This window comes from Streptomyces sp. NPDC028331 (assembly GCF_055565775.1).
The window spans coordinates 64,178-83,603 of the sequence record NZ_JBVHTR010000003.1 but is presented as its reverse complement, the minus strand read 5'-3'; the positions used below and the strand labels follow the sequence as shown (position 1 = coordinate 83,603).

The 19,426-nt window shown below is 72.3% G+C and carries 20 protein-coding genes; 7 read left to right on the top strand and 13 right to left on the bottom strand.

The window, feature by feature from the left end; all coding sequences use genetic code 11:
- Window positions 1-64: 64 nt before the first annotated feature.
- The gene (locus ACZ4SW_RS04440; RefSeq protein WP_468237798.1) at window positions 65-781 is read left to right on the top strand and encodes a DsbA family oxidoreductase; all 717 of its coding nucleotides are present in this window, start codon (window positions 65-67) and stop codon (window positions 779-781) included.
- A gap of 63 nt (window positions 782-844) precedes the next feature.
- The gene (locus ACZ4SW_RS04435; protein WP_468237796.1) at window positions 845-1,930 is read left to right on the top strand and encodes an aminotransferase class V-fold PLP-dependent enzyme; all 1,086 of its coding nucleotides are present in this window, start codon (window positions 845-847) and stop codon (window positions 1,928-1,930) included.
- A gap of 204 nt (window positions 1,931-2,134) precedes the next feature.
- Here the strand turns inward: ACZ4SW_RS04435 and thpD are convergent, their stop codons facing one another.
- The 5 genes from thpD to ACZ4SW_RS04410 form a co-directional block, all read right to left on the bottom strand.
- On the bottom strand, window positions 2,135-3,031 hold the full coding sequence (gene thpD, locus ACZ4SW_RS04430) for an ectoine hydroxylase (RefSeq protein ID WP_468238497.1): 897 nt from the start codon (window positions 3,029-3,031) through the stop codon (window positions 2,135-2,137).
- A 13-nt stretch (window positions 3,032-3,044) separates the two neighbouring features.
- A complete protein-coding gene (locus ACZ4SW_RS04425) occupies window positions 3,045-3,443 on the bottom strand; it encodes an ectoine synthase (RefSeq protein ID WP_468237793.1) in 399 nt (132 codons plus the stop codon).
- 39 nt (window positions 3,444-3,482) lie between these two features.
- A complete protein-coding gene (ectB, locus tag ACZ4SW_RS04420; RefSeq protein ID WP_468237790.1) occupies window positions 3,483-4,754 on the bottom strand; it encodes a diaminobutyrate--2-oxoglutarate transaminase in 1,272 nt (423 codons plus the stop codon).
- A 55-nt stretch (window positions 4,755-4,809) separates the two neighbouring features.
- The gene (gene ectA, locus ACZ4SW_RS04415; RefSeq protein ID WP_468237786.1) at window positions 4,810-5,358 is read right to left on the bottom strand and encodes a diaminobutyrate acetyltransferase; all 549 of its coding nucleotides are present in this window, start codon (window positions 5,356-5,358) and stop codon (window positions 4,810-4,812) included.
- Window positions 5,359-5,687: 329 nt separating this feature from the next.
- Window positions 5,688-6,803 (bottom strand): pyridoxal-phosphate-dependent aminotransferase family protein, encoded by a 1,116-nt coding sequence (locus tag ACZ4SW_RS04410; protein WP_468237783.1) that lies wholly within the window; start codon window positions 6,801-6,803, stop codon window positions 5,688-5,690.
- A gap of 221 nt (window positions 6,804-7,024) precedes the next feature.
- Between ACZ4SW_RS04410 and ACZ4SW_RS04405 the strand changes: the two genes are divergently transcribed.
- Genes ACZ4SW_RS04405 through ACZ4SW_RS04390 form a run of 4 tightly spaced genes read left to right on the top strand, consistent with a single transcriptional unit; the run spans window position 7,025 to window position 10,622 of the window.
- Window positions 7,025-7,876 (top strand): transporter substrate-binding domain-containing protein, encoded by an 852-nt coding sequence (locus ACZ4SW_RS04405; protein WP_468237780.1) that lies wholly within the window; start codon window positions 7,025-7,027, stop codon window positions 7,874-7,876.
- A complete protein-coding gene (locus ACZ4SW_RS04400) occupies window positions 7,873-8,718 on the top strand; it encodes an amino acid ABC transporter permease (RefSeq protein WP_468237778.1) in 846 nt (281 codons plus the stop codon). The genes ACZ4SW_RS04405 and ACZ4SW_RS04400 overlap by 4 nt, the downstream gene beginning before the upstream one ends.
- On the top strand, window positions 8,715-9,509 hold the full coding sequence (locus ACZ4SW_RS04395; RefSeq protein WP_468237775.1) for an amino acid ABC transporter ATP-binding protein: 795 nt from the start codon (window positions 8,715-8,717) through the stop codon (window positions 9,507-9,509). The genes ACZ4SW_RS04400 and ACZ4SW_RS04395 overlap by 4 nt, the downstream gene beginning before the upstream one ends.
- Before the next feature lie 21 nt (window positions 9,510-9,530).
- Complete coding sequence (locus ACZ4SW_RS04390; protein ID WP_468237773.1) at window positions 9,531-10,622, top strand: amidohydrolase family protein; 1,092 nt, start codon at window positions 9,531-9,533, stop codon at window positions 10,620-10,622.
- 39 nt (window positions 10,623-10,661) lie between these two features.
- Here the strand turns inward: ACZ4SW_RS04390 and ACZ4SW_RS04385 are convergent, their stop codons facing one another.
- From ACZ4SW_RS04385 to cobM, 8 genes are all read right to left on the bottom strand, one after another.
- A complete protein-coding gene (locus ACZ4SW_RS04385; RefSeq protein ID WP_468237771.1) occupies window positions 10,662-11,411 on the bottom strand; it encodes a DUF2182 domain-containing protein in 750 nt (249 codons plus the stop codon).
- On the bottom strand, window positions 11,408-12,022 hold the full coding sequence (locus ACZ4SW_RS04380; RefSeq protein ID WP_468237769.1) for a DUF1326 domain-containing protein: 615 nt from the start codon (window positions 12,020-12,022) through the stop codon (window positions 11,408-11,410). The genes ACZ4SW_RS04385 and ACZ4SW_RS04380 overlap by 4 nt, the downstream gene beginning before the upstream one ends.
- 238 nt (window positions 12,023-12,260) lie before the next feature.
- On the bottom strand, window positions 12,261-13,334 hold the full coding sequence (gene cobC / locus ACZ4SW_RS04375) for an Rv2231c family pyridoxal phosphate-dependent protein CobC (protein WP_468237766.1): 1,074 nt from the start codon (window positions 13,332-13,334) through the stop codon (window positions 12,261-12,263).
- Window positions 13,324-14,271, bottom strand: coding sequence for a sirohydrochlorin chelatase (locus ACZ4SW_RS04370; RefSeq protein ID WP_468237763.1), 948 nt, complete (start codon window positions 14,269-14,271; stop codon window positions 13,324-13,326). Before ACZ4SW_RS04370 ends, cobC begins: the two co-directional genes overlap by 11 nt.
- Window positions 14,268-14,852 carry a precorrin-8X methylmutase gene (locus ACZ4SW_RS04365; protein ID WP_468237761.1) on the bottom strand — a complete coding sequence of 195 codons (585 nt, stop codon included), beginning with the start codon at window positions 14,850-14,852 and terminating at the stop codon, window positions 14,268-14,270. Before ACZ4SW_RS04365 ends, ACZ4SW_RS04370 begins: the two co-directional genes overlap by 4 nt.
- Window positions 14,849-16,531, bottom strand: a complete 1,683-nt coding sequence (gene cobJ / locus ACZ4SW_RS04360; protein ID WP_468237758.1) for a precorrin-3B C(17)-methyltransferase — start codon at window positions 16,529-16,531, stop codon at window positions 14,849-14,851. The genes ACZ4SW_RS04365 and cobJ overlap by 4 nt, the downstream gene beginning before the upstream one ends.
- Entirely contained in the window at window positions 16,528-17,775 is a 1,248-nt protein-coding gene (gene cbiE / locus ACZ4SW_RS04355; RefSeq protein ID WP_468237756.1) for a precorrin-6y C5,15-methyltransferase (decarboxylating) subunit CbiE, read from the bottom strand. The genes cobJ and cbiE overlap by 4 nt, the downstream gene beginning before the upstream one ends.
- Entirely contained in the window at window positions 17,772-18,590 is an 819-nt protein-coding gene (cobM, locus tag ACZ4SW_RS04350; RefSeq protein WP_468237754.1) for a precorrin-4 C(11)-methyltransferase, read from the bottom strand. Before cobM ends, cbiE begins: the two co-directional genes overlap by 4 nt.
- 95 nt (window positions 18,591-18,685) lie before the next feature.
- Between cobM and ACZ4SW_RS04345 the strand changes: the two genes are divergently transcribed.
- The gene (locus ACZ4SW_RS04345; protein ID WP_468237752.1) at window positions 18,686-19,417 is read left to right on the top strand and encodes a ZIP family metal transporter; all 732 of its coding nucleotides are present in this window, start codon (window positions 18,686-18,688) and stop codon (window positions 19,415-19,417) included.
- Window positions 19,418-19,426: the final 9 nt, after the last annotated feature.

Sequence of the window (19,426 nt, the reverse complement as noted above, 5' to 3'; positions counted from 1 at the left end):
GAACGTTCACACAGCTTGCGGAGGGAGGCTCCGTACCCGTACGACCTGGAGAGAAGCCGAAGACATGCGCGTGGAGATCTGGTCCGACATCGCCTGCCCCTGGTGTTACGTCGGAAAAGCCCGCTTCGAGAAGGCGCTCCAGGCCTTCCCGCACCGGGACGAGGTCGAGGTGGTGCACCGCTCCTTCGAGCTGGACCCGCACCGCGCCAAGGACGACGTGCAGCCGGTCCTCACGATGCTCGCCAAGAAGTACGGGATGAGCGAGGCGCAGGCGCAGGCGGGCGAGAACAACCTGGGCGCGCAGGCCGCCGCCGAGGGCCTGGAGTACCGCACCACCGGCCGTGACCACGGCAACACCTTCGACATGCACCGCCTGCTGCACTTCGCCAAGGAGCAGGGCAGGCAGGACGAGCTGATCCAGATCCTGTACCGGGCGAACTTCGCCGAGGAGCGCTCCCTGTTCACCGAGGGCGCCGAGCGGCTGGTGGAGCTGGCCGTGGAGGCCGGGCTCGCCGCCGAGGACGCCCGCAAGGTCCTCGCCGACCCCACCGCGTACGCCGACGCCGTGCGCGCCGACGAACGCGAGGCCGCCGAGCTGGGGGCGAACGGCGTTCCCTTCTTCGTCCTCGACCGGAAGTACGGCGTCTCCGGCGCCCAGCCCGCGGAGGTCTTCGCGCAGGCGCTCACCCAGGCCTGGGGCGAGCGCTCGCCGCTCACGCTGATCGACCGGGGCGACGCGGACGCCTGCGGCCCGGACGGCTGCGCGGTGCCCCAGCGCTGAGGAAGCGCGCGGGCCGGGGCGAACACATAAGCGGTGCTTGATGGAACCACGCACCAATAGGCGATGGACTCGGGTTTCTCCGGGCCGCACAGTGGTCACATGGAAACCTTCGAGACCCTCGTCCGCGCCGAGTTCGCCCCGAAGAACACCTATCTGAACACCGCCAGCACCGGGCTGCTGCCGACCCGCACGGTGGAGGCCCTGCGCACCGCCGTGGAGTCGGCCGCCGTCGGACAGCCCACCGACATGTTCGCCGACGTGGAGGCCGCCCGCGCCTCCTTCGCCCGGCTGACCGGGGTTCCCGACCGCCGGGTGGCGGCCGGAGCCTCGGTCGCCGTCTACACCGGGCTGATCGCCGCCTCGCTGCCCGAGGGAGCCGAAGTCCTCACCGCCGAGGGCGACTTCAGCTCCGTGGTGAATCCCTTCCACGTGCGCCGCGACCTCGGCGTCCGCGCCGTCCCGCTGGAGCGGGTCGCCGAGTCCGTACGGCCCGGCACGGCCCTGGTCGCGGTCAGCGCGGCGCAGTCCGCCGACGGCCGGATCGCCGACCTGCCCGCCATCCGCGCCGCGGCCCGGGAGCACGGCGCCCGTACATACGTGGACGCGTCCCAGGCGGCAGGCTGGCTGGACCTCGACGCGGACGCGTACGACTACGTCGCCGCCGTCGCCTTCAAGTGGCTCTTCTGCCCGCGCGGCGTCGCCTTCCTGGTGGTCCCGGAGGACCTCGGCTCCCTCACGCCGCTCTTCGCCGGCTGGGTCGCGGGGGAGGAGCCCTGGGACAGCTGCTACGGGCCGGTCGGTGAACTCGCCCACTCGGCGCGGCGCTTCGACGAGAGCCCGGCGCTGTTCTCGTACGCGGGCGCCCGCCGCTCCCTGGAGCTGCTGGAGGAGCTGGGCGTGGCGCGGGTACGGGCCCATGACCTCGCCCTCGCCGACCGGTTCCGCAAGGGCCTGGACGGACTCGGTCACGAACCGATCCCGGCACCGGGCTCCCCGATCGTGTCGGTGCCCGGACTCGGCCACCGGCAGGGCGAGTTGAGCCGTGCGGGCGTCGAGGTCTCGGACCGCGCGGGCAACCTGCGGGCGGCCTTCCACCTGTACAACACGCCCGCCGACGTCGACCGCCTGCTGGACGTGCTGTCCGGCTGACACGGCGGCGCCTGGAGCCCTTGCAGGCTCCAGGCGCCCGGTGGTCACTTCACGGGAGGGAAGTCCCTCGCCCCGATGCTGTGGTCTCCGGGGGCCGCCCCCCGGACCACCGGCCGGGGTCGGCTCACTTCACGGGAGGGAAGTCCCTCGCCCCGATGCTGTGGTCTCCGGCGGCCGCCCCCCGGACCACCGGCCGGGGTCGGCTCACTTCACGGGAGTGAAGTCCCTCGCCCCGATGAACTCCGGCCGCCGGACCGGAGCCGCGAAGGGCTCGACCGCCGCGTTCTCCACGCTGTTGAACACGATGAACACGTTGCTGCGCGGGAACGGAGTGATGTTGTCGCCCGAGCCGTGCATGCAGTTGCAGTCGAACCAGGTCGCCGAACCGGCCTTGCCCGTGAACAGCTTGATGCCGTACTCGGAGGCCATCTTGGTCAGCGCCTCGTCGGACGGCGTGCCCGCGTCCTGCATCTGCAGCGACTTCTTGTAGTTGTCCTTCGGCGTGGCGCCGGCGCAGCCGAGGAACGTCCGGTGCGACCCCGGCATGATCATCAGGCCGCCGTTGGTGTCGTAGTTCTCGGTCAGCGCGATCGAGACGGACACCGTGCGCATGTTCGGCAGGCCGTCCTCCGCGTGCCAGGTCTCGAAGTCGGAGTGCCAGTAGAAGCCGCTGGCCCCGAAGCCGGGCTTGACGTTGATCCGCGACTGGTGGACGTACACGTCCGAGCCGAGGATCTGCCGCGCCCGTCCGACGACCCGCTCGTCGCGCACGAGATCCGCGAACACCTCGCTGATCTTGTGCACCTCGAAGACGGAGCGGATCTCCTTCGACTTCGGTTCCACGATCGACCGCTCGTCGGCGCGGATCTGCGGATCGGTGACGAGCCGCTCCAGCTCCCGCCGGTAGACGGCGACCTCGTCCTCGGTGATCAGCTCGTCGATGGCGAGGAAGCCGTCGCGCTCGTACGCCTGGAGGTCCGTGAGCGAGATCGGTCCGGGCGTCCCGGGAGCGCCCCAGACGACGGGGTCCTGGCGCGGGACGGACACCTCGGTGGCGCCGCGGCTGGGATAGAGATCGGTGACGGCGGTACCGGTGGTCATGGTCATCGGTGATTCACACCTCCTCGGTGAGCAGGGGGTAGACGCCGTTCTCGTCGTGGTCCTCGCGGCCGGTCACGGGCGGGTTGAACACGCAGATGCAGCGGAAGTCCTCCTTGACCCGCAGCGTGTGCCGCTCGTGACCGTCCAGGAGGTACATGGTCCCGGGGGTGATCGTGTACGTCTTCCCGGTCTCTTGGTCGGTCAGCTCCGCCTCGCCCTCGACGCACACGACGGCCTCGATGTGGTTCGCGTACCACATCGACGTCTCCGTGCCCGCGTAGAGGACCGTTTCGTGCAGGGAGAAGCCGACCTTCTCCCGGGCGAGGACGATGCGCTTGCTCTCCCAGGTGCCCGACGCGGCCTTCACATGCCGGTCGGTGCCCTCGATGTCCTTGAACGAACGGACGATCACTGTGCGGTGTACTCCTCTTCAGCGGGGGTTGCGGGTTGGTCAGGCGGTCTCGCGGACGGCACGGGCGAGGATGCCCAGACCCTCGTCGAGCTCATCGGGGGTGATGGTGAGGGCGGGCAGCAGCTTGACGACCTCGCTCTCGGGGCCCGAGGTCTCCACGAGCAGCCCCAGGTCGAAGGCGCGGTGCGCGACCCGGGAGGCCCGCTCCTTGTCGTGGAACTCCAGGCCCCACACGAGCCCGCGGCCGCGGTACTCCTTGACGTCGGCGCGGTTCTCCTCGGTGATCGAGGCCAGCTCCCGCTCGACCAGCTCACCGCGCGCCCGGGTCTGCTTCTCCATCGCGGACCCGTCGCTCCAGTAGGCCTCCAGGGCGGCGGTGGCCGTGACGAACGCGGGGTTGTTGCCGCGGAAGGTGCCGTTGTGCTCGCCCGGCTCCCAGACGTCGAGCTCGGGCTTGAACAGGCACAGCGACATCGGCAGGCCGTAGCCGCTGATCGACTTGGACACGGTGACGATGTCCGGCACGATCCCCGCCTCCTCGAAGGAGAAGAAGGCGCCGGTGCGGCCGCAGCCCATCTGGATGTCGTCGACGATCAGCAGCATGTCCTGGCGCTCGCACAGCGCCTTGAGCGCGCGCAGCCACTCCGGCCGGGCGACGTTGATCCCGCCCTCGCCCTGCACGGTCTCCACGATCACGGCGGCGGGTTTGTTGAGACCGGAGCCCTGGTCCTCCAGCAGCCGCTCGAACCACAGGAAGTCCGGCACCGTGCCGTCGAAGTAGTTGTCGAACGGCATCGGGGTGCCGTGCACCAGCGGGATCCCGGCGCCGGCGCGCTTGAACGCGTTGCCGGTCACGGCCAGCGACCCCAGGGACATCCCGTGGAAGGCGTTGGTGAAGGACACGATGGCCTCGCGGCCCTTCACCTTCCGCGCCAGCTTCAGGGCGGACTCGACGGCGTTGGTGCCGGTCGGCCCCGGGAACATGACCTTGTAGGGCAGATCGCGCGGGCGCAGCACCACGTCCTGGAAGGTCTGCAGGAACGAACGCTTGGCGACGGTGGACATGTCCAGCCCGTGGGTGACGCCGTCCCGCTCGAGGTAGTCGATCAACGCCCGTTTCAGTACGGGGTTGTTGTGGCCGTAGTTGAGGGATCCGGCACCGGCGAAGAAGTCGAGGTACTCGTGCCCGTCCTCGTCGTACATGCGGCTGCCCTGCGCGCGGTCGAAGACGGTGGGCCAGCCGCGGCAGTAGCTGCGCACCTCCGACTCCAGGGTCTCGAAGACGCTGAGATCCGGCTGGGTGATGGTCACGGCGAAAACGCTCCTCGGTGTGTGGGGGAGAGGGGAGTCGGTCTGCGGGTGGGGGTCAGGCGGAGTGCCGGAGCGGACCGATGCGGTACAGGACCTCGGGGTCGTGCGGCCCGTCCGGGAACTGGTGGGCGCCGAAGAGGACTTCGCGCTCGACACGGGCGCCGTGCCGGTCGGCGAACGAGGTGAACAGCCGCTCGGAGGCGGTGTTCCCCGGGGTGATGGTGGTCTCGACGCCGGTGACGCCGTGCTCGGCGGCGGCCCGTGCCGTGACCGCGTCGAGCAGGCGGGCGGCGAGACCGCGTCCGCGGTACGCGGTGTCCACGGCGACCTGCCACACGAGGAGGGTGCGGGGGCGCTCGGGCCGCAGGTACGCGGTGATGAAGCCGACGGGGCGCCCGCCGGGCTCGGCGCGCACCACCGCCGAGGTGCCGGCGAAGTCACGGCACCAGAGCAGATAGCTGTAGGAGGAGTTCAGGTCGAGGGCTTCGGAGTCCTTGGCGATGCGCCAGAGTGCGGCACCGTCCGCCACCTCCGGACGGTCGATCCGCAGCCCCTGAGGCGTTTCAAGGAATTCCGCTGACAGGTCTGCTTGTGCGGCGGTCATGCGGATTCAATTTACCCATGGAAATTTGAAATTGCACCGCCGGTTGGGGTTACGGACGAGCTGCAGATGTGTTATCACGCGGGCGCGTACATACGCGCGAACCGGTGGCGATTACAGGCGCCATGTACGGAAATTACCGGACAAAACGCTCGCCTTGTGGAGTCGGTCACATGACGGTAACCCACACGAGATCTGCCCGAATTACCTCGGACGGTGTTCGCAGAATCTTTGCGTTTAGGTCGGGGATGAGCGGGCAGAAGAAGACGGGGAACTACCCGGATCAGGAATTCGAGAATTACGTGGAATCGGCTTGCGGGTCAATGTTGATTTCAGTCGCCGGTAACTTCGCCGATATGTTCCAAGACCGCGCTGCGGGCCCCCTCCGCATCCACGTCCATCCCGCGTTCCCGCAGCGCGGCGCCCAGTGCCGCCAGGCTCGCCGTCACCGCCTCGGCCGTCGCGTCGGACCCGTAGTGGTTCACCCGGATCATCTCCTTCGCCAGCGCACCTCCGCCCGCCGCCAGCGGTACCCCCGGGGCGCACTCCAGCGCCCGCGCGACCACCTCCGCCGCGACGACACCGGACGGTGCCCGCAACGTCGTGGCCACCGGCGCCGCCTCGGCCGCCTCGTGCACGTACGGCTCCAGACCGCCGCCGAGCGCGATCGCACCCGCCCGCGTCGCCGCCGCCGCGGACCGGTGCCGGGCCATCACCGTCTCGAGGCCCTCCGCCTCGATCCGCTCCAGGCACGCCTCGAGTGCCAGCATCTCGAGCTGCGCCGGAGCGTGCAGCAGCGCCGTGCGTCCGCCGTCGATCCAGCGCTCCTTCCAGTCGAGGAGGGAGAGGTAGGACCGGCGCGGCGCCCTCGGGTTCGCCGCCATCCGCGCCCACGCCCGCTCGCTGACCGACACCGCCGACACCCCCGCCGGCCCGCCCATCGCCTTCTGCGCCCCGATCACGCACAGGTCCACCCCCCACGCGTCCGGCAGCACGGGCTCGGCGCCGATCGAGGCCACGGCGTCCAGGTAGAACAGCGCGCCGTGCTCCCGCACCACCGCCCCGATCTCCGCCACCGGGTTCGTGTTGCCGGTCGCCGCCTCCGCGTGCACCAGCGACACGAAGTCGATCTCCGGGTGCTCGGCGAGGGCCTCACGGATCTGCGCCGCGGTGACCGCCGTGTGGAACGGCACGGCCAGGTCGTGCACCGTCGCCCCGCAGTCCCGCAGCCAGTCGCCGAAGGTCTGCCCGTACGGGCCCGTGATCACGTTCAGGGCCGTCGTCCCGGGCCCGGCCGTCCCGCGGATCGCACCCTCCAGCGGCAGCAGCGCCTCACCCTGCATGATCACGACGTCCTGCTCGGTGGACAGCAACCGTGCCACCCGGTCCTCGATCGAGGCGAAGCGAGCGGCGCTCAGCGGAGGGAGGTCCAGGAGGGGGTGGGTCACGGCGGTGCTCTCCTCGTTCGCGGAAGCGGCGGTCCAGGTCACGGTGTCGATGACGGTCTTGAGGGTATCCGGCGGCTGTCATCCCCCGTTTGCCGATCACTTCTGAGGTGAGAAGCCCCTCCAGCCATCGGTTTGATTTGAGGAACCCAAACTCCTCCTTATAATCGGAAGCCGCTCGTCCCCCACAGTGGAGGCCGAGATTCCCCACAGAGAGGTCCACCGTGAACACGCTCCTCGGGCGCCGGGCCCGCATCCTGGCCGCCACCACCGCGACGGCCGGTGTCGTGCTCGTGGCCGGCTGCACCTCGAGCGGCAGCGGCGGCAGCGCCGGCAAGTCGGCCGCCGGCGGGGTGGACCTCGTCAAGGCCGGTCAGCTCACCACCTGCACCCACCTGCCGTACCCGCCCTTCCAGTCGGAGATCAACGGCAAGGTGCAGGGCTTCGACGTCTCGATGATCGACCTGGTCGCCAAGGACCTCGGGGTGAAGCAGGCCATCGTCGACACGCCCTTCGAGAACTTCAAGACCGGCGCGTTCCTCAACTCCGGCCAGTGCGACCTCGCCGCGGCGGGCATGACCATCACCGCCGAGCGCAAGAAGCACGTCGACTTCTCCGACCCGTACTTCGACGCCACCCAGGCCGTCCTGGTCGACAAGAAGAGCGGCATCACCTCGCTGGCCGACGTCAAGGCCAAGGGCAGGAAGCTCGGCACCCAGGCGCAGACCACCGGCGAGGACTACGCGAAGAAGCAGGGCTTCGACCCGATCTCCTTCGAGTCCTCCGACGCGGTCCTCAACGGTCTGCGCACCGGCCAGGTCCAGGCGGTCGTCATCGACTACCCGGTCGTCCAGGGCTGGCTCAAGGACAAGGCCAACGCCGGCGCCTTCAAGTTGGTCGGCAACATCAACACCGGTGAGCAGTACGGCTTCACGGTGAAGAAGGGCAACACCAAGCTCCTCGCCGCCATCAACAAGGCCATCAAGGACGCCAAGGCCGACGGCACGTACAAGAAGCTGTACGAGCAGTGGATCGGCCCCTACAACCCGTCCGTCGCCTCGCCCGCCGCCTCATGACCGACACGACGGACACGGCCGGGGCCGACGTGCAGCCCCGCAGGAAGGGGCTGACCCGGACCCAGAAGCGCAGGGTGTCGCGCGGCGTCCAGTACGCCGTCTTCGCCGCCGCCGTGATCGCCTTCGCGGTCACGGCCGACTGGGGACGGCTGCAGAACCAGTTCGCGCAGGTGGACATCGCCCGGCAGATGTTCCCGGACGTCATCACGCTGGCGCTGAAGAACACCGTGCTGTACACCCTGTCCGGCTTCGTCGTCGGCCTGGTGCTCGGGATGCTCCTCGCCCTGATGCGGCTGTCGTCCGTCGGCCCCTACCGCTGGGTCGCCGGCGTCTACATCGAGATCTTCCGCGGCCTGCCCGCCCTGCTGATCTTCATCTTCGTCGGTGTCGCCGTACCGCTCGCCTTCCCCGGCACGGAGATCATCGGCGGCACCTACGGCAAGGTCGCCCTCGCGCTCGGCCTGGTGTCGGCCGCCTACATGGCGGAGACGATCCGCGCCGGAATCCAGGCCGTGCCCAAGGGCCAGATGGAGGCGGCGCGTTCGCTGGGCTTCTCGCCCGCCCGCGCGATGATCTCCATCATCGTTCCGCAGGCGTTCCGGATCATCCTCCCGCCGCTCACCAACGAACTCGTCCTCCTCTTCAAGGACTCCTCGCTGGTGCTGTTCCTCGGCGTCACCCTGGAGGAGCGCGAACTGTCCAAGTTCGGCCGCGACCTGGCCAGCACGACCGCCAACTCCACGCCGATCCTGGTCGCCGGCCTGTGCTACCTGCTGGTCACCATCCCGCTCGGCTTCGTCGTCCGCCGTATGGAGGCCAAGGCCCAGGGAGCCGCCAAGTGAGCAGCACCGCCGAGATCCGCATCCGCGACCTGCACAAGTCCTTCGGTGACAACGAGGTGCTGCGCGGCATCGACCTGGAGATCGGCCAGGGCGAGGTGGTCTGCGTCATCGGCCCCTCCGGCTCCGGCAAGTCCACCCTGCTGCGCTGCGTCAACCTCCTGGAGGAACCCACCAAGGGCCAGGTCTTCGTCGGCGGCACCGAGGTCACCGACCCCGATGTGGACATCGACGCCGTACGTCGCCGTATCGGCATGGTGTTCCAGCAGTTCAACCTCTTCCCGCACCTCACGGTGACCGAGAACCTCGCACTGCCGCAGCGCCGGGTGCTCAAGCGGGACAAGGCCGAGGCCGCGAAGATCGCCGCCGAGAACCTGGAGCGGGTCGGCCTGTCCGAGAAGGCGGACGCCTACCCGGCCTCCCTCTCCGGCGGCCAGCAGCAGCGCGTCGCCATCGCCCGCGCCCTCGCCATGGGGCCCGAGGTCATGCTGTTCGACGAGCCGACCTCGGCGCTCGACCCGGAGCTGGTCGGCGACGTCCTCGCCGTGATGCGCAGGCTGGCGCAGGAGGGCATGACGATGATGGTCGTCACCCATGAGATGACCTTCGCGCGCGAGGTCGCCGACCGGGTCGTCTTCATGGACGGCGGCGTGATCGTCGAGGACGGCACGCCCGAGCAGGTCATCGGCGACCCGAGCCACGAGCGCACCCGGCACTTCCTCTCCCGGCTCCTGGACCCCGCCGGGGCCGAGGTCGAGGAGGAGACCTCCGACCAGGTGGGCCGCAAACGGTAGCCGCGAACTAAGGTGCGGTACATGAGCGATCACGCGGTGCTGCACATCAGGGGACGGGTGCTGGTCGGACCCGAGGACGTGCGCGACGAACTGTGGGTGGTCGACGGCCGGATCTCCTACGACCGCCCCGCCGGCGCCCGCGACATCCGTACCGTCGAGGGCTGGGCGCTGCCCGGCCTGGTCGACGCGCACTGCCACGTCGGCCTCGACGCGCACGGCCCGGTCCCCGAGGACGTGGCGGAGAAACAGGCGCTGACCGACAGGGACGCCGGGACCCTGCTGATCCGGGACGCGGGCTCCCCGTCGGACACCCGGTGGATCGACGACCGCGAGGACCTGCCGAAGATCATCCGGGCGGGCCGGCACATCGCGCGCACGCGTCGCTACATCCGCAACTACGCGTGGGAGATCGAACCGGAGGACCTGGTCGCGTATGTCGCCCAGGAGGCGCGGCGCGGCGACGGCTGGGTGAAGTTGGTGGGCGACTGGATCGACCGCGACCTGGGGGACCTGTCGGCGTGCTGGCCGCGGGAGGCCGTGGAAGCCGCGATCGCCCAGGCACACCGGCTCGGCGCGAGGGTCACCGCGCACTGCTTCGCCGAGGACTCGCTGCGGGACCTGGTGGAGGCGGGCATCGACTGCATCGAGCACGCGACGGGGCTGACCGAGGAGACCATCCCGCTGTTCGCGGAGCGGGGCGTCGCGATCGTGCCGACGCTGGTCAACATCGCGACGTTCCCGAGGCTGGCGGACGGGGGCGAGTCGAAGTTCCCCCGCTGGTCGGCCCATATGCGACGGCTGCACGAGCGGCGCTACGACACGGTGCGCGCGGCCTACGACGCCGGTGTCCCGGTGTACGTCGGCACCGATGCCGGGGGCTCGCTGGCCCATGGCCTGGTCGCCGGCGAGGTGGCCGAACTGGTGACCGCGGGGATCCCGCCCCTTCAGGCTCTGTCGGCGGCCACCTGGGCCGCCCGGAGCTGGCTCGGACGCCCCGCGCTGGACGAGGGAGCCCCCGCCGACCTCGTGGTGTACGAGACGGACCCGCGCAAGGACGTACGGGTGCTGGCGGCGCCGCGGCGGATCGTTCTCAACGGGCGGGTGGTCGGCTAGAACCCGGGCAGAGGTCTTCCGGATCAGCCGGCTCGGCGGCTACATGGGACTGTTGACCAGTCCGGGGGCCAGGCCCGGGACCCAGAAGACGGCGATGGCCAGGGCGAGGGACACCACCCCCACGACCCGGGCCACCACCGGACCCGCCGGGGCGAGCTTCTCGGTGCTCAGCACGGCCGCCAGGCCCACCATGGCCCACAGGTTCATCATGCCGAACGCCGCCAGCAGCGCCATGAGCGACCAGCAGCAGCCCAGGCAGAAGGCGCCGTGGTGGGCGCCTGCGCGCAGATCGCGGGACCGTCCCGGGTACGACGCATAGCGCAGCATCATCCCGATCGGCGAGCGGCACCGGGCGAGGCAGCGGTCCTTGAGGGGGGTGAGCTGATAGACGCCGTTCACCGCGAAGACGGCGGCGGCGACCGCGGTGGCCGTGGCCGCGTACGCGTTCGCCGCCCGCCCGGCGAGGTCCGCCAGGGCGTAGGCGGGCAGCCCGGCGGCGGCCCACACCAGCAGGTAACCGACGGTGAACACGACCATGCGCGCACCCCGGTGGCTGGTGATCGTGCGCGCGTACAAGGACGCCACGGGCGCCGTGGCGGGCAGCATCATGGCGGCCGTCATCACCGTCCACACAAGCAGGAAGGCCGGCAGGCCCAAGCCCATCGTCCCGGGCATGCCCCCCATACCGCGCCCACGCCCCACCACCCAGGCCCAGGCGGCCGCCGGCACGAGCAGCAGCAGTCCGGCGGAGCCGAGTCCGCCGCGCCCGGGAAACGGACCGGCCGTCACGCGGACCATGCGAAGGGCGCCGAGTGCCCGTTGCCACCGGTGAAGTCCCATGACCGGCCGTACACCCCGCTGCCGGTCGCACGGGTGGAGCGGGCGACCGTCAGTGTGCTGCTCACCGGGTGGAAGAGGCCGGTCAGTCCCATCACCGGGCCGTCCGCGCCGAACTGCGGGGCGACCTGGTCCTCGATCTCGATGTCGATGGCGTCGGCCACGCGCACCGCGTGACGGCGCCCGTCGTCCCGGTAGTCGATGGGGACGCGCTGGACGCCGAGGACCTCGCCGATGAGGGGGACGAGCCCCGCCATCGGCCCGCCCGCCTGCCCGGAGAACACCCTGCCCAGTGCCTCCGCCTGGCCGTCGTCGGCCGCCGCGTCCACATACAGCGCCACCTGCCAGCCGCCGTCGGCCATCACCCGGGGCGCGTCGATGAAGACGGCGACGCCGCGGTCCGACACGTCCACGCCGTCGACCTCCCCGCGGTCGACGTGGAACGCGAAGGTCACCTGGCAGCGTTCGTGGTCGGCGGGCGCGGTCAGACCCGAGGTGGTGCACGGGCACACCGTGTCGCAGTTGCAGCTCTCCAGATAGGTCCCGCTCAGGTTCCAGGGCATGACGGCCTCACTGGTGCGGGCACCGGGACCACGAGGGCGCCCATCGGCACGGACCGCTGGTTCCGGCGCGGTTGCTCGGGCCTCTCCCAGCCTAGTGCCCCGACAGGCGACGTTCGCCCCGTCGCGACGCCCGGCACGCCGAGAGCACGCACCGGACGCCGCTCCGTGACGGGCGAACGTTGCCTGCCGCGGCACTAGCCCCGGTGACCGCCACGGGCCCTGTCCCCCCCCGCCCCGCTCAGCCCTGCGCCAGGGCCATCGCCCGGTCCAGCGCCTGCAGGAAACGGTTGACCGTCACCCGGTCCCGCACCGCCAGCCGCAGCCACTCCTCGTCCAGCCCCGGAAACGTGTCCCCGCGGCGCACCGCGAAACCGAGGTCCCGCAGGTGACGCCGCACGGCGGCCGCCCGGGCCAGGCGGACCAGCACGAACGGCCCCTCCGCCGGCTCCGCGACATACAGCCCGTCCGGCCCGAACTCCCGCAGCCCCGCCACCAGATGCTCCCGATCTGCCGCCACCCGGTACGCCGCGTGCGCCGCCTCAGCCAGCGCCCGCGGCGACAGGCAGGCCTGAGCCGCCGCGAGCGCCGGCGTCGACACCGGCCACAGCGGCTGCGCCCGCTCCAGTTGCGCGATCGTCTCCGGCGGGGCCAGGACGTAGCCGATGCGCAGCCCCGCCAGCCCCCAGGTCTTGGTGAGACTGCGCAGGACGACCAGGCCGGGCACGTCCGTCCGGTCCGCCAGCGCCTCCCGTTCGCCCGGCACCGCGTCCATGAACGCCTCGTCGACCACCACCGTCCGCCCGGGACGGGCCAGTTCCTCGATCACCGACGCCGGGTGCAGCACGGACGTGGGGTTCGTCGGGTTGCCGACCACCACCAGGTCCGCCTCCTCGGGCACCAGCGCCGGATCCAGCCGGAAACCGTCCGCCTGCCGCAGCAGCACCCGCTCCACCGCGTGCCCGGCAGCCCGCAGCGCCGCCTCCGGCTCCGTGAACTGCGGGTGCACCACGACCGGCCGCCGCACCCTCAGGGCGCGGGCCAGCAGCACGAACGCCTCCGCCGCCCCCGCCGTCAGCAGCACCCGCTCGGCCGGCACCCCGTGCCGCGCCGCCACGGCCGCCCGCGCCGCCCGCCCGTCCGGGTAGGCCGCGAGCCCGCCCAGCGACTCGGCGATCACCTCCCGCAGCCACGCCGGAGGCGTCTCGGCGCGCACGTTCACCGCGAGGTCGGTCAGCCCTGCCCCGTCGTCACGGACCTCGGCGTCCCCGTGGTGCCGCAGGTCGTGCTGTGCCCCGTCCCGTTCAGTGCGCATGGGAGTGCGCGTGCCCCCCGTGCTGGTGTCCATGACCGTGATGGTGATGCCCGTGCCCGTGCCCGTCGTCGTCCGGGTGGAAGTGCGGCTGCTGCGGCATTCCCACCTTGTCCTCGAAGCCGGGAAGCGCGATCCGGTACACGCACGAGTCGCAGTTCATCCGCAGATCGCCCTTCACCGCCTCCCGGTACCGCTCCATCACCAGATCGAGCAGCTCCGGCTCCGGCCCGATGACGTCCGCCGACCGCACCTCGACCTGAGGATGCGCCGCCGCCCAGTCCTCCGCCTGCTGCCGCACCCGGTCCGGCAGGATCCCGGTGAACAGGAAGTAGGGCAGCACGACGATCCGCCGCGCACCCAGCCGCGCGCACCGGTCGAGCCCGCTCGGCACGTCCGGCGCCGCCAGCGACACGAACGCCGTCTCCACGCCCGCGTACCCGCGCCCCTCCCACAGCAGCCGCGCCGCCTTGTACACCTCGGCGTTCGCGTCGGGGTCGGTGGAGCCGCGGCCCACCAGCAGCACCGTCACCTCGGCGCGCTCCTCGGGCGTGCGCGCCGCCCCGGCCAGCGCCTCGTCCAGGCGCCGCTCCAGCACCTTCAGCAGCGCCGGGTGCGGGCCCAGCGGGCGCCCGTAGGTGTACGAGATCCCGGGGTGCCGCTCCTTCTCCCGGGCCAGCGCCGCCGGGATGTCCCCCTTGGCGTGCCCGGCGGACACCAGCATCAGCGGCACGGCCGCGAACCGGCGCGCCCCACGCTCCACCAGCTCGGTCACCGCCTCGCCCAGCGGCGGCGGCGACAGCTCGATGAATCCGCCCGCGACGGGCAGTTCGGGGTTGCGGCGCCCCAGCTCCCGCACGAAGTCGCGGAACGCCTCGGCTCCGGCCTCGTCCCGGGTGCCGTGGCCGGCGATGAGCAGGGCGGGCGGCGGGGTGGTCACAGGGTCTCCTTCGAAACGGGGTGGTACAGCAGGGCGTTGAGCGCGGCGGCGGCGACCGCCGAACCGCCCTTCTCGGACACGTTGCTCACGGCGGGCAGCCCGCTCTCGCGCAACGCGGCCTTGGACTCGGCCGCGCCGACGAATCCGACGGGCAGACCGATGACGAGCGCGGGGGAGGCGTCCAGCTTCAACAGCTCCTCCAGGGCGGTCGGCGCACAGCCGATCACCCACAGCGCGCCCGGGCCGACGTCCTCGTACGCCAGCCGGATCGCATGTGCCGACCGCGTCATGCCGGGGCCGGACCTGGCGTCCTTGAGGCGGCAGACCGTCTCGCGGCGCGTGATCCCGGCCGCCACCATCTCCACGTCCACCACCACCGGCGCCCCGGCGTGCAGCGCCGTGTGCGCCTTGTCCAACTCGCTCTCGTCCATCACGAGGTCGTCGGCGTAGTCGAGGTCGGCGGCGGAGTGGATGACCCGCTCCACCACCGCCCGGGTCAGCGGCGGGAAGTGCGAGGTGTCGAGGCGGGCCCGCAGCCGCCGGAAGGACTCCTGCTCGATCGGGTGCACCACACGGTTCACTTCGCCTCCTCCTGCCGGTTGTCCTGCCAGCGGTATCCGCGCGGCGTGACCATGCGGCCCGCGATCTGCCGGGTCGCCGTGTTGCCCACGGTCACCACCGTCATCATGTCGACCGTCGCCGGGTCCAGTTCGGCCAGGGTCGTGAGGCGACTGGACTCGTCCGGCCGTGACGCGTTGCGTACGACACCGACCGGTGTCGTCGGCTCCCGGTGCCCGGCGAGGATCGCGAGGGCCTTCGGCAGCTGCCAGTCGCGGCCCCGGGAGCGGGGGTTGTAGAAGGTGACGACGAGGTCCGCCTCGGCCGCGGCCCGTACTCGCCGCTCGATGACCTCCCAGGGCGTGTGCAGGTCGGAGAGGCTGATCGACACATGGTCGTGGCCGAGCGGTGCGCCCAGGATCGCCCCGGCCGCGAGCGCCGCCGTGACGCCGGGCACGCCGACCACGTCGATGTCGTCGGACGCCTCGGCGAGCGCGGGCGAGGCCATCGCGTACACCCCGGCGTCCCCGCTGCCGATCAGCGCGACCGCGTGGCCGCGACGCGCCTCGGCGACCGCGGTGCGCGCCCGCTCCTCCTCGGCGCCGAGCCCCGACTCCAGGATCCGGGTGCCGGGCCGCAGCAGGTCCCGGACCTGGTCGACGTACTGGTCGAGCCCGACGAGCACGGACGCGCGCCGCAACTCGGCCTTGGCGCGCGGCGTCAGCAGGTCCCGGGCGCCCGGCCCGAGCCCGACGACCGCGAGCCGCCCCCGCCCCGGCCGGCGTACGACGGCACACGTCGCCATGGCCGACTTCCGCTTGGGCACGAGAAGTTCGCCCCCGCGCACCAGCGCGGCGGCCTCCGCGACGGACGGCGTGCCGACGGCGGCGAGCGGCGCCTCCGACGGGTTGGGCACGTCGACCTGCGCCAACTCCTCGGCGGCGTACGTCACCAGGGGCACCCCGAGCCGCCGGGCCGCCTCCACGATGCCGGGCTCCCCGGCCTTGGCGTCGACGGTGGCGAGCTCGGCGAGCGACGCCCCGCAGAGACCGGCGTCCCGCAGCGCGCCCTCGACGAGTTCCAGCACCTCCTCGACCGGGGCCCCCTTGGACGCGCCGACGCCCACCACGAGGGTGGGCGGCCGCAGCACGACCTCCCGTTCGGCGGGTTCGACGGCCCGGTCGGTGACCCGGATCGTGTACGCGCCCTCGGCGGCGACCCGCAGCGGCGGCAGCGGCCAGCTCACCTCCGCCTCCAGCGCCACCGGCTCCCCGTCGAGCAACGCCCGGGAGACCGCGGCGACATCGCCCTCCACCGGGAACCCGAGCGTGTCGAGCCCGGGCAGCCCCACCGCGTCCGTGGCGGTCGTCACGACCGGTTCCGCGCCCAGCACCTCGCCCACCGCGCGGGCCAGTTCGTTGGCGCCGCCCGCGTGCCCGCCCACCAGGGACACCGCGAACCGCCCGCCCTCGTCGACGCACACCACACCCGGGTCGGTGGCCTTCTCGCCCAGCAGCGGCGCGATCAGCCGTACGACCGCACCGGTCGCCAGGAAGCACACGAGCTGCCCGCACTCCGCGAAGGCGGCCCGTACGGCGTCCCCCACGGGCCCGTCGTACACCCGCGTACGGTCCGGCCACGCCGCGGCCAGCCGGTCCCGCGCAGCCGCCCCCGCCGCGGTGGCGGAAATGAGGCCGATCACTGAGCTACTCCTTCGTGCAGTGCCGGGGCCCGCGTGCCCCACAGCAGGAAAACAGGGTTGGTCGCCGCGAGCCGGGTCACATCGCCCGGCAGCGGCGCGAGGCGCGACGACTGCAGCAGAACGCCGTCGCAGGAGAACCCGGCCGCGACGAGCGCCTCGCGCGCCGCCGGTACGCGGTCCAGTGCCGCCATGGCGATCACCACCGCACGCCGGGCGCGCTGCGCGCACGCGGTGACGATGGCGGGCAGTTCCCGCCCGCCGCCGCCGACGAACACGGCGTCGGGGTCGTCGAGCCCGTCCAGCGCGTCCGGTGCGGCCCCGTGCACGACCCGCACGTCCACGCCGTGCGCGGAGGCGTTCGCGCGGATCCGCTCCACCCCGTCGGCCGTCTTCTCGACGGCGGTGACGGCGGCACCCAGCCGTGCGCACTCCACGGCGACCGAGCCGGAGCCCGCGCCCACGTCCCAGACCAGGTCGCCGAGCCGTGGGCCGAGCCGGGCCAGGGCCAGGGCGCGCACCTCGAACTTGGTGATCATCGAGTCCCGGTGGGCGAAGGCGCTCTCGTCCAGGGCCCATCCGGAGGGACCCGGCGGCGCGCCCGCGACCGTGCGCGCGGGCCCGGGCCCCGGCGCCCGCGCCGGGTCCAGGCACAGCACCACGCTCACCGCCGGCCCCCAGTCGCGTTCCGCCGCCTCGGCGGGCGTCACCCGCGCCACGCGCTCGCGCTCCGGGTCGCCGAGCGCGCTCGCCACGACGAGGACCCGGTCGGCCGGGCCGTCGGCGAGCGCCGCCCCCAGCTCGGCGGGACCGGCCCCGGGCCCGGTCAGTACGGCGACCTTCGGATGCGCCCGGCACACGTTCACCGCGGTGCGCATCTCGCGTCCGTGCGCGCTCACCACCACCGCGTCGTCCCAGGTCAGCCCGAGCCGCGCGAAGGCGGCGGCCACCGACGACACACCGGGCCGCACCTGAAGCCGGTCCGGCCCGAACCGCTCGGCCAGCGCCCGGACGATCCCGAAGAACCCGGGATCGCCGGAGGCGAGCACGACGACCCGCCGCTCCTTGTCCAGGTGGCGTTCGATGACGTCCAGCGCGGGTGCGAGCGGCCCCAGCACGATCCGCTCGGCGCCCTCGGGCAGCCGGGCGGCGTCCAGGTGCCGCCGCCCGCCCACCACGAGGTCCGCCCCCGCGAGGACCTCCTCGGAAAGCGGCGCCCCCGTGCCCGTACCGACGACCGTGATCACGTGCTCGCACCCCGTGCGCGCAGGGCCTTGCGGGCCTCGGGGTCCGCCTTGCGGTAGCCGTGGAAGTGACCGGGGTGGTAGAGGTGCGAGCGGGTGCCGTGCGCGTCGAGCGCCGGGCCGACCAGGAAGAGGGTGTGCTTCCAGAGCTTGTGCTCCTTGACGGTCTCCTCCAGCGTGCCGATCGTGCACCTGACGACCAGCTCCTCCGGCCAGGTCGCCTGGTAGGCGACGACGACCGGCGTGCTCGTCGGGTAGCCGCCCTCCAGCAGCTCCCGCACCAGCTGCCCGCTGCGGGCCGCCGACAGGAAGATCGCCATGGTGGTGCCGTGGCGGGCGAACTCGCGCACCTCCTCACCGGGCGGCATCGGCGTCTTGCCGCCGCCGAGCCGGGTGAGGACCACGGACTGCGCGACCTCCGGGATGGTCAGCTCCCGCTGGGCGAGCGCGGCGACGGCGGAGAACGCGGAGACCCCGGGGACGACCTCGGTCGCGATGCCGATCTCCGCACACCGGTCGAGCTGCTCCTGCGTGCCGCCCCACAGGGCCGGGTCGCCGGAGTGGATACGGGCCACCTTCAGCCCCTCGGTGCGGGCCCGCTCGTAGACGGCGACGACGTCCTCCAGCGACATGGCCGCCGAGTCCAGCACCTCCGCGTCCGCACGCGCGTGCTCCAGGACCTCCGCCTGGACCAGGCTGGCCGCCCAGATCACGACGTCGGCCTCGGCGATGGCGCGCGCGGCACGGAACGTCAGCAGGTCGGCGGCGCCGGGGCCGGCACCGACGAAGGTCACCTTGCCGGTGGGGGCATCGGCCATGGGATCGGATCCTCTCGTACGGAATGTCACGATGTGTGCGGGTGGAATCGGGGCCGGATGTGCGCGACGGGGGCCTTATCGGATAGCAAGGGCACATGGCGGTCTTCGTCGCGCTCGGCGCGTTCCTGATGACGCTGGCCGGCGGCTGGACGGCACAGCGCGTGACCGACCGTCGCCATCTGGTCCTGGGCCTGGCCGGCGGACTGATGCTCGGTGTGGTCGGCCTCGACCTGCTGCCGGAGGCGCTGCGTGCCGCGGGCACCGAGGTGTTCGGCGTGCCGGCGGCCCTGCTGCTGTTCGTGGGCGGCTTCCTGCTGGCCCACCTGGTGGAGCGGCTGCTCGCCGCCCGCCGGGCGGCGCACGGCGCAGCGGAGCACGATCACCATCGCGCGCCCGAGGTGGGCCTCACGGCGGCGGCCGCCATGGTGGGCCACAGCGCCATGGACGGCGTGGCGATCGGTGCGGCGTTCCAGGTCGGCGGCGGCATGGGTCTCGCGGTGGCGCTGGCCGTCATCGCCCACGACTTCGCGGACGGCTTCAACACGTTCACGCTCACCAGCCTGTACGGCAACGCCCGCCGCAAGGCGGTCGCGATGCTGTTCGCGGACGCGCTGGCGCCCGTGCTGGGCGCGGCCTCGACCGCGTTCCTCGCCATCCCGGAGTGGTTCCTCGGCGGCTACCTCGGCCTCTTCGGCGGTGTGCTGCTCTACCTCGCGGCGGCCGAGATCCTGCCGGAGGCCCACCACGAGCACCCCGCCCACTCGACCCTGCTGTGCACGCTCGCGGGCACGGCGTTCATCTGGCTGGTGGTGGGCCTCGCCGGCTGATCTGCCGCC

Excerpts from the sequence above, each read along its gene's own strand:
- ectA (WP_468237786.1), bottom strand. The coding sequence starts at position 5,358 with ATGACCGCCGCACAAGCAGACCTGTCAGCGGAATTCCTTGAAACGCCT.
- ACZ4SW_RS04390 (WP_468237773.1), top strand. The coding sequence starts at position 9,531 with ATGAGCGATCACGCGGTGCTGCACATCAGGGGACGGGTGCTGGTCGGA.
- ACZ4SW_RS04345 (WP_468237752.1), top strand. The coding sequence starts at position 18,686 with ATGGCGGTCTTCGTCGCGCTCGGCGCGTTCCTGATGACGCTGGCCGGC.
- ACZ4SW_RS04400 (WP_468237778.1), top strand. The coding sequence starts at position 7,873 with ATGACCGACACGACGGACACGGCCGGGGCCGACGTGCAGCCCCGCAGG.
- ACZ4SW_RS04435 (WP_468237796.1), top strand. The coding sequence starts at position 845 with ATGGACTCGGGTTTCTCCGGGCCGCACAGTGGTCACATGGAAACCTTC.
- cobM (WP_468237754.1), bottom strand. The coding sequence starts at position 18,590 with ATGGCCGATGCCCCCACCGGCAAGGTGACCTTCGTCGGTGCCGGCCCC.
- cobC (WP_468237766.1), bottom strand. The coding sequence starts at position 13,334 with ATGCGCACTGAACGGGACGGGGCACAGCACGACCTGCGGCACCACGGG.
- thpD (WP_468238497.1), bottom strand. The coding sequence starts at position 3,031 with ATGACCACCGGTACCGCCGTCACCGATCTCTATCCCAGCCGCGGCGCC.
- ACZ4SW_RS04380 (WP_468237769.1), bottom strand. The coding sequence starts at position 12,022 with ATGCCCTGGAACCTGAGCGGGACCTATCTGGAGAGCTGCAACTGCGAC.
- ACZ4SW_RS04440 (WP_468237798.1), top strand. The coding sequence starts at position 65 with ATGCGCGTGGAGATCTGGTCCGACATCGCCTGCCCCTGGTGTTACGTC.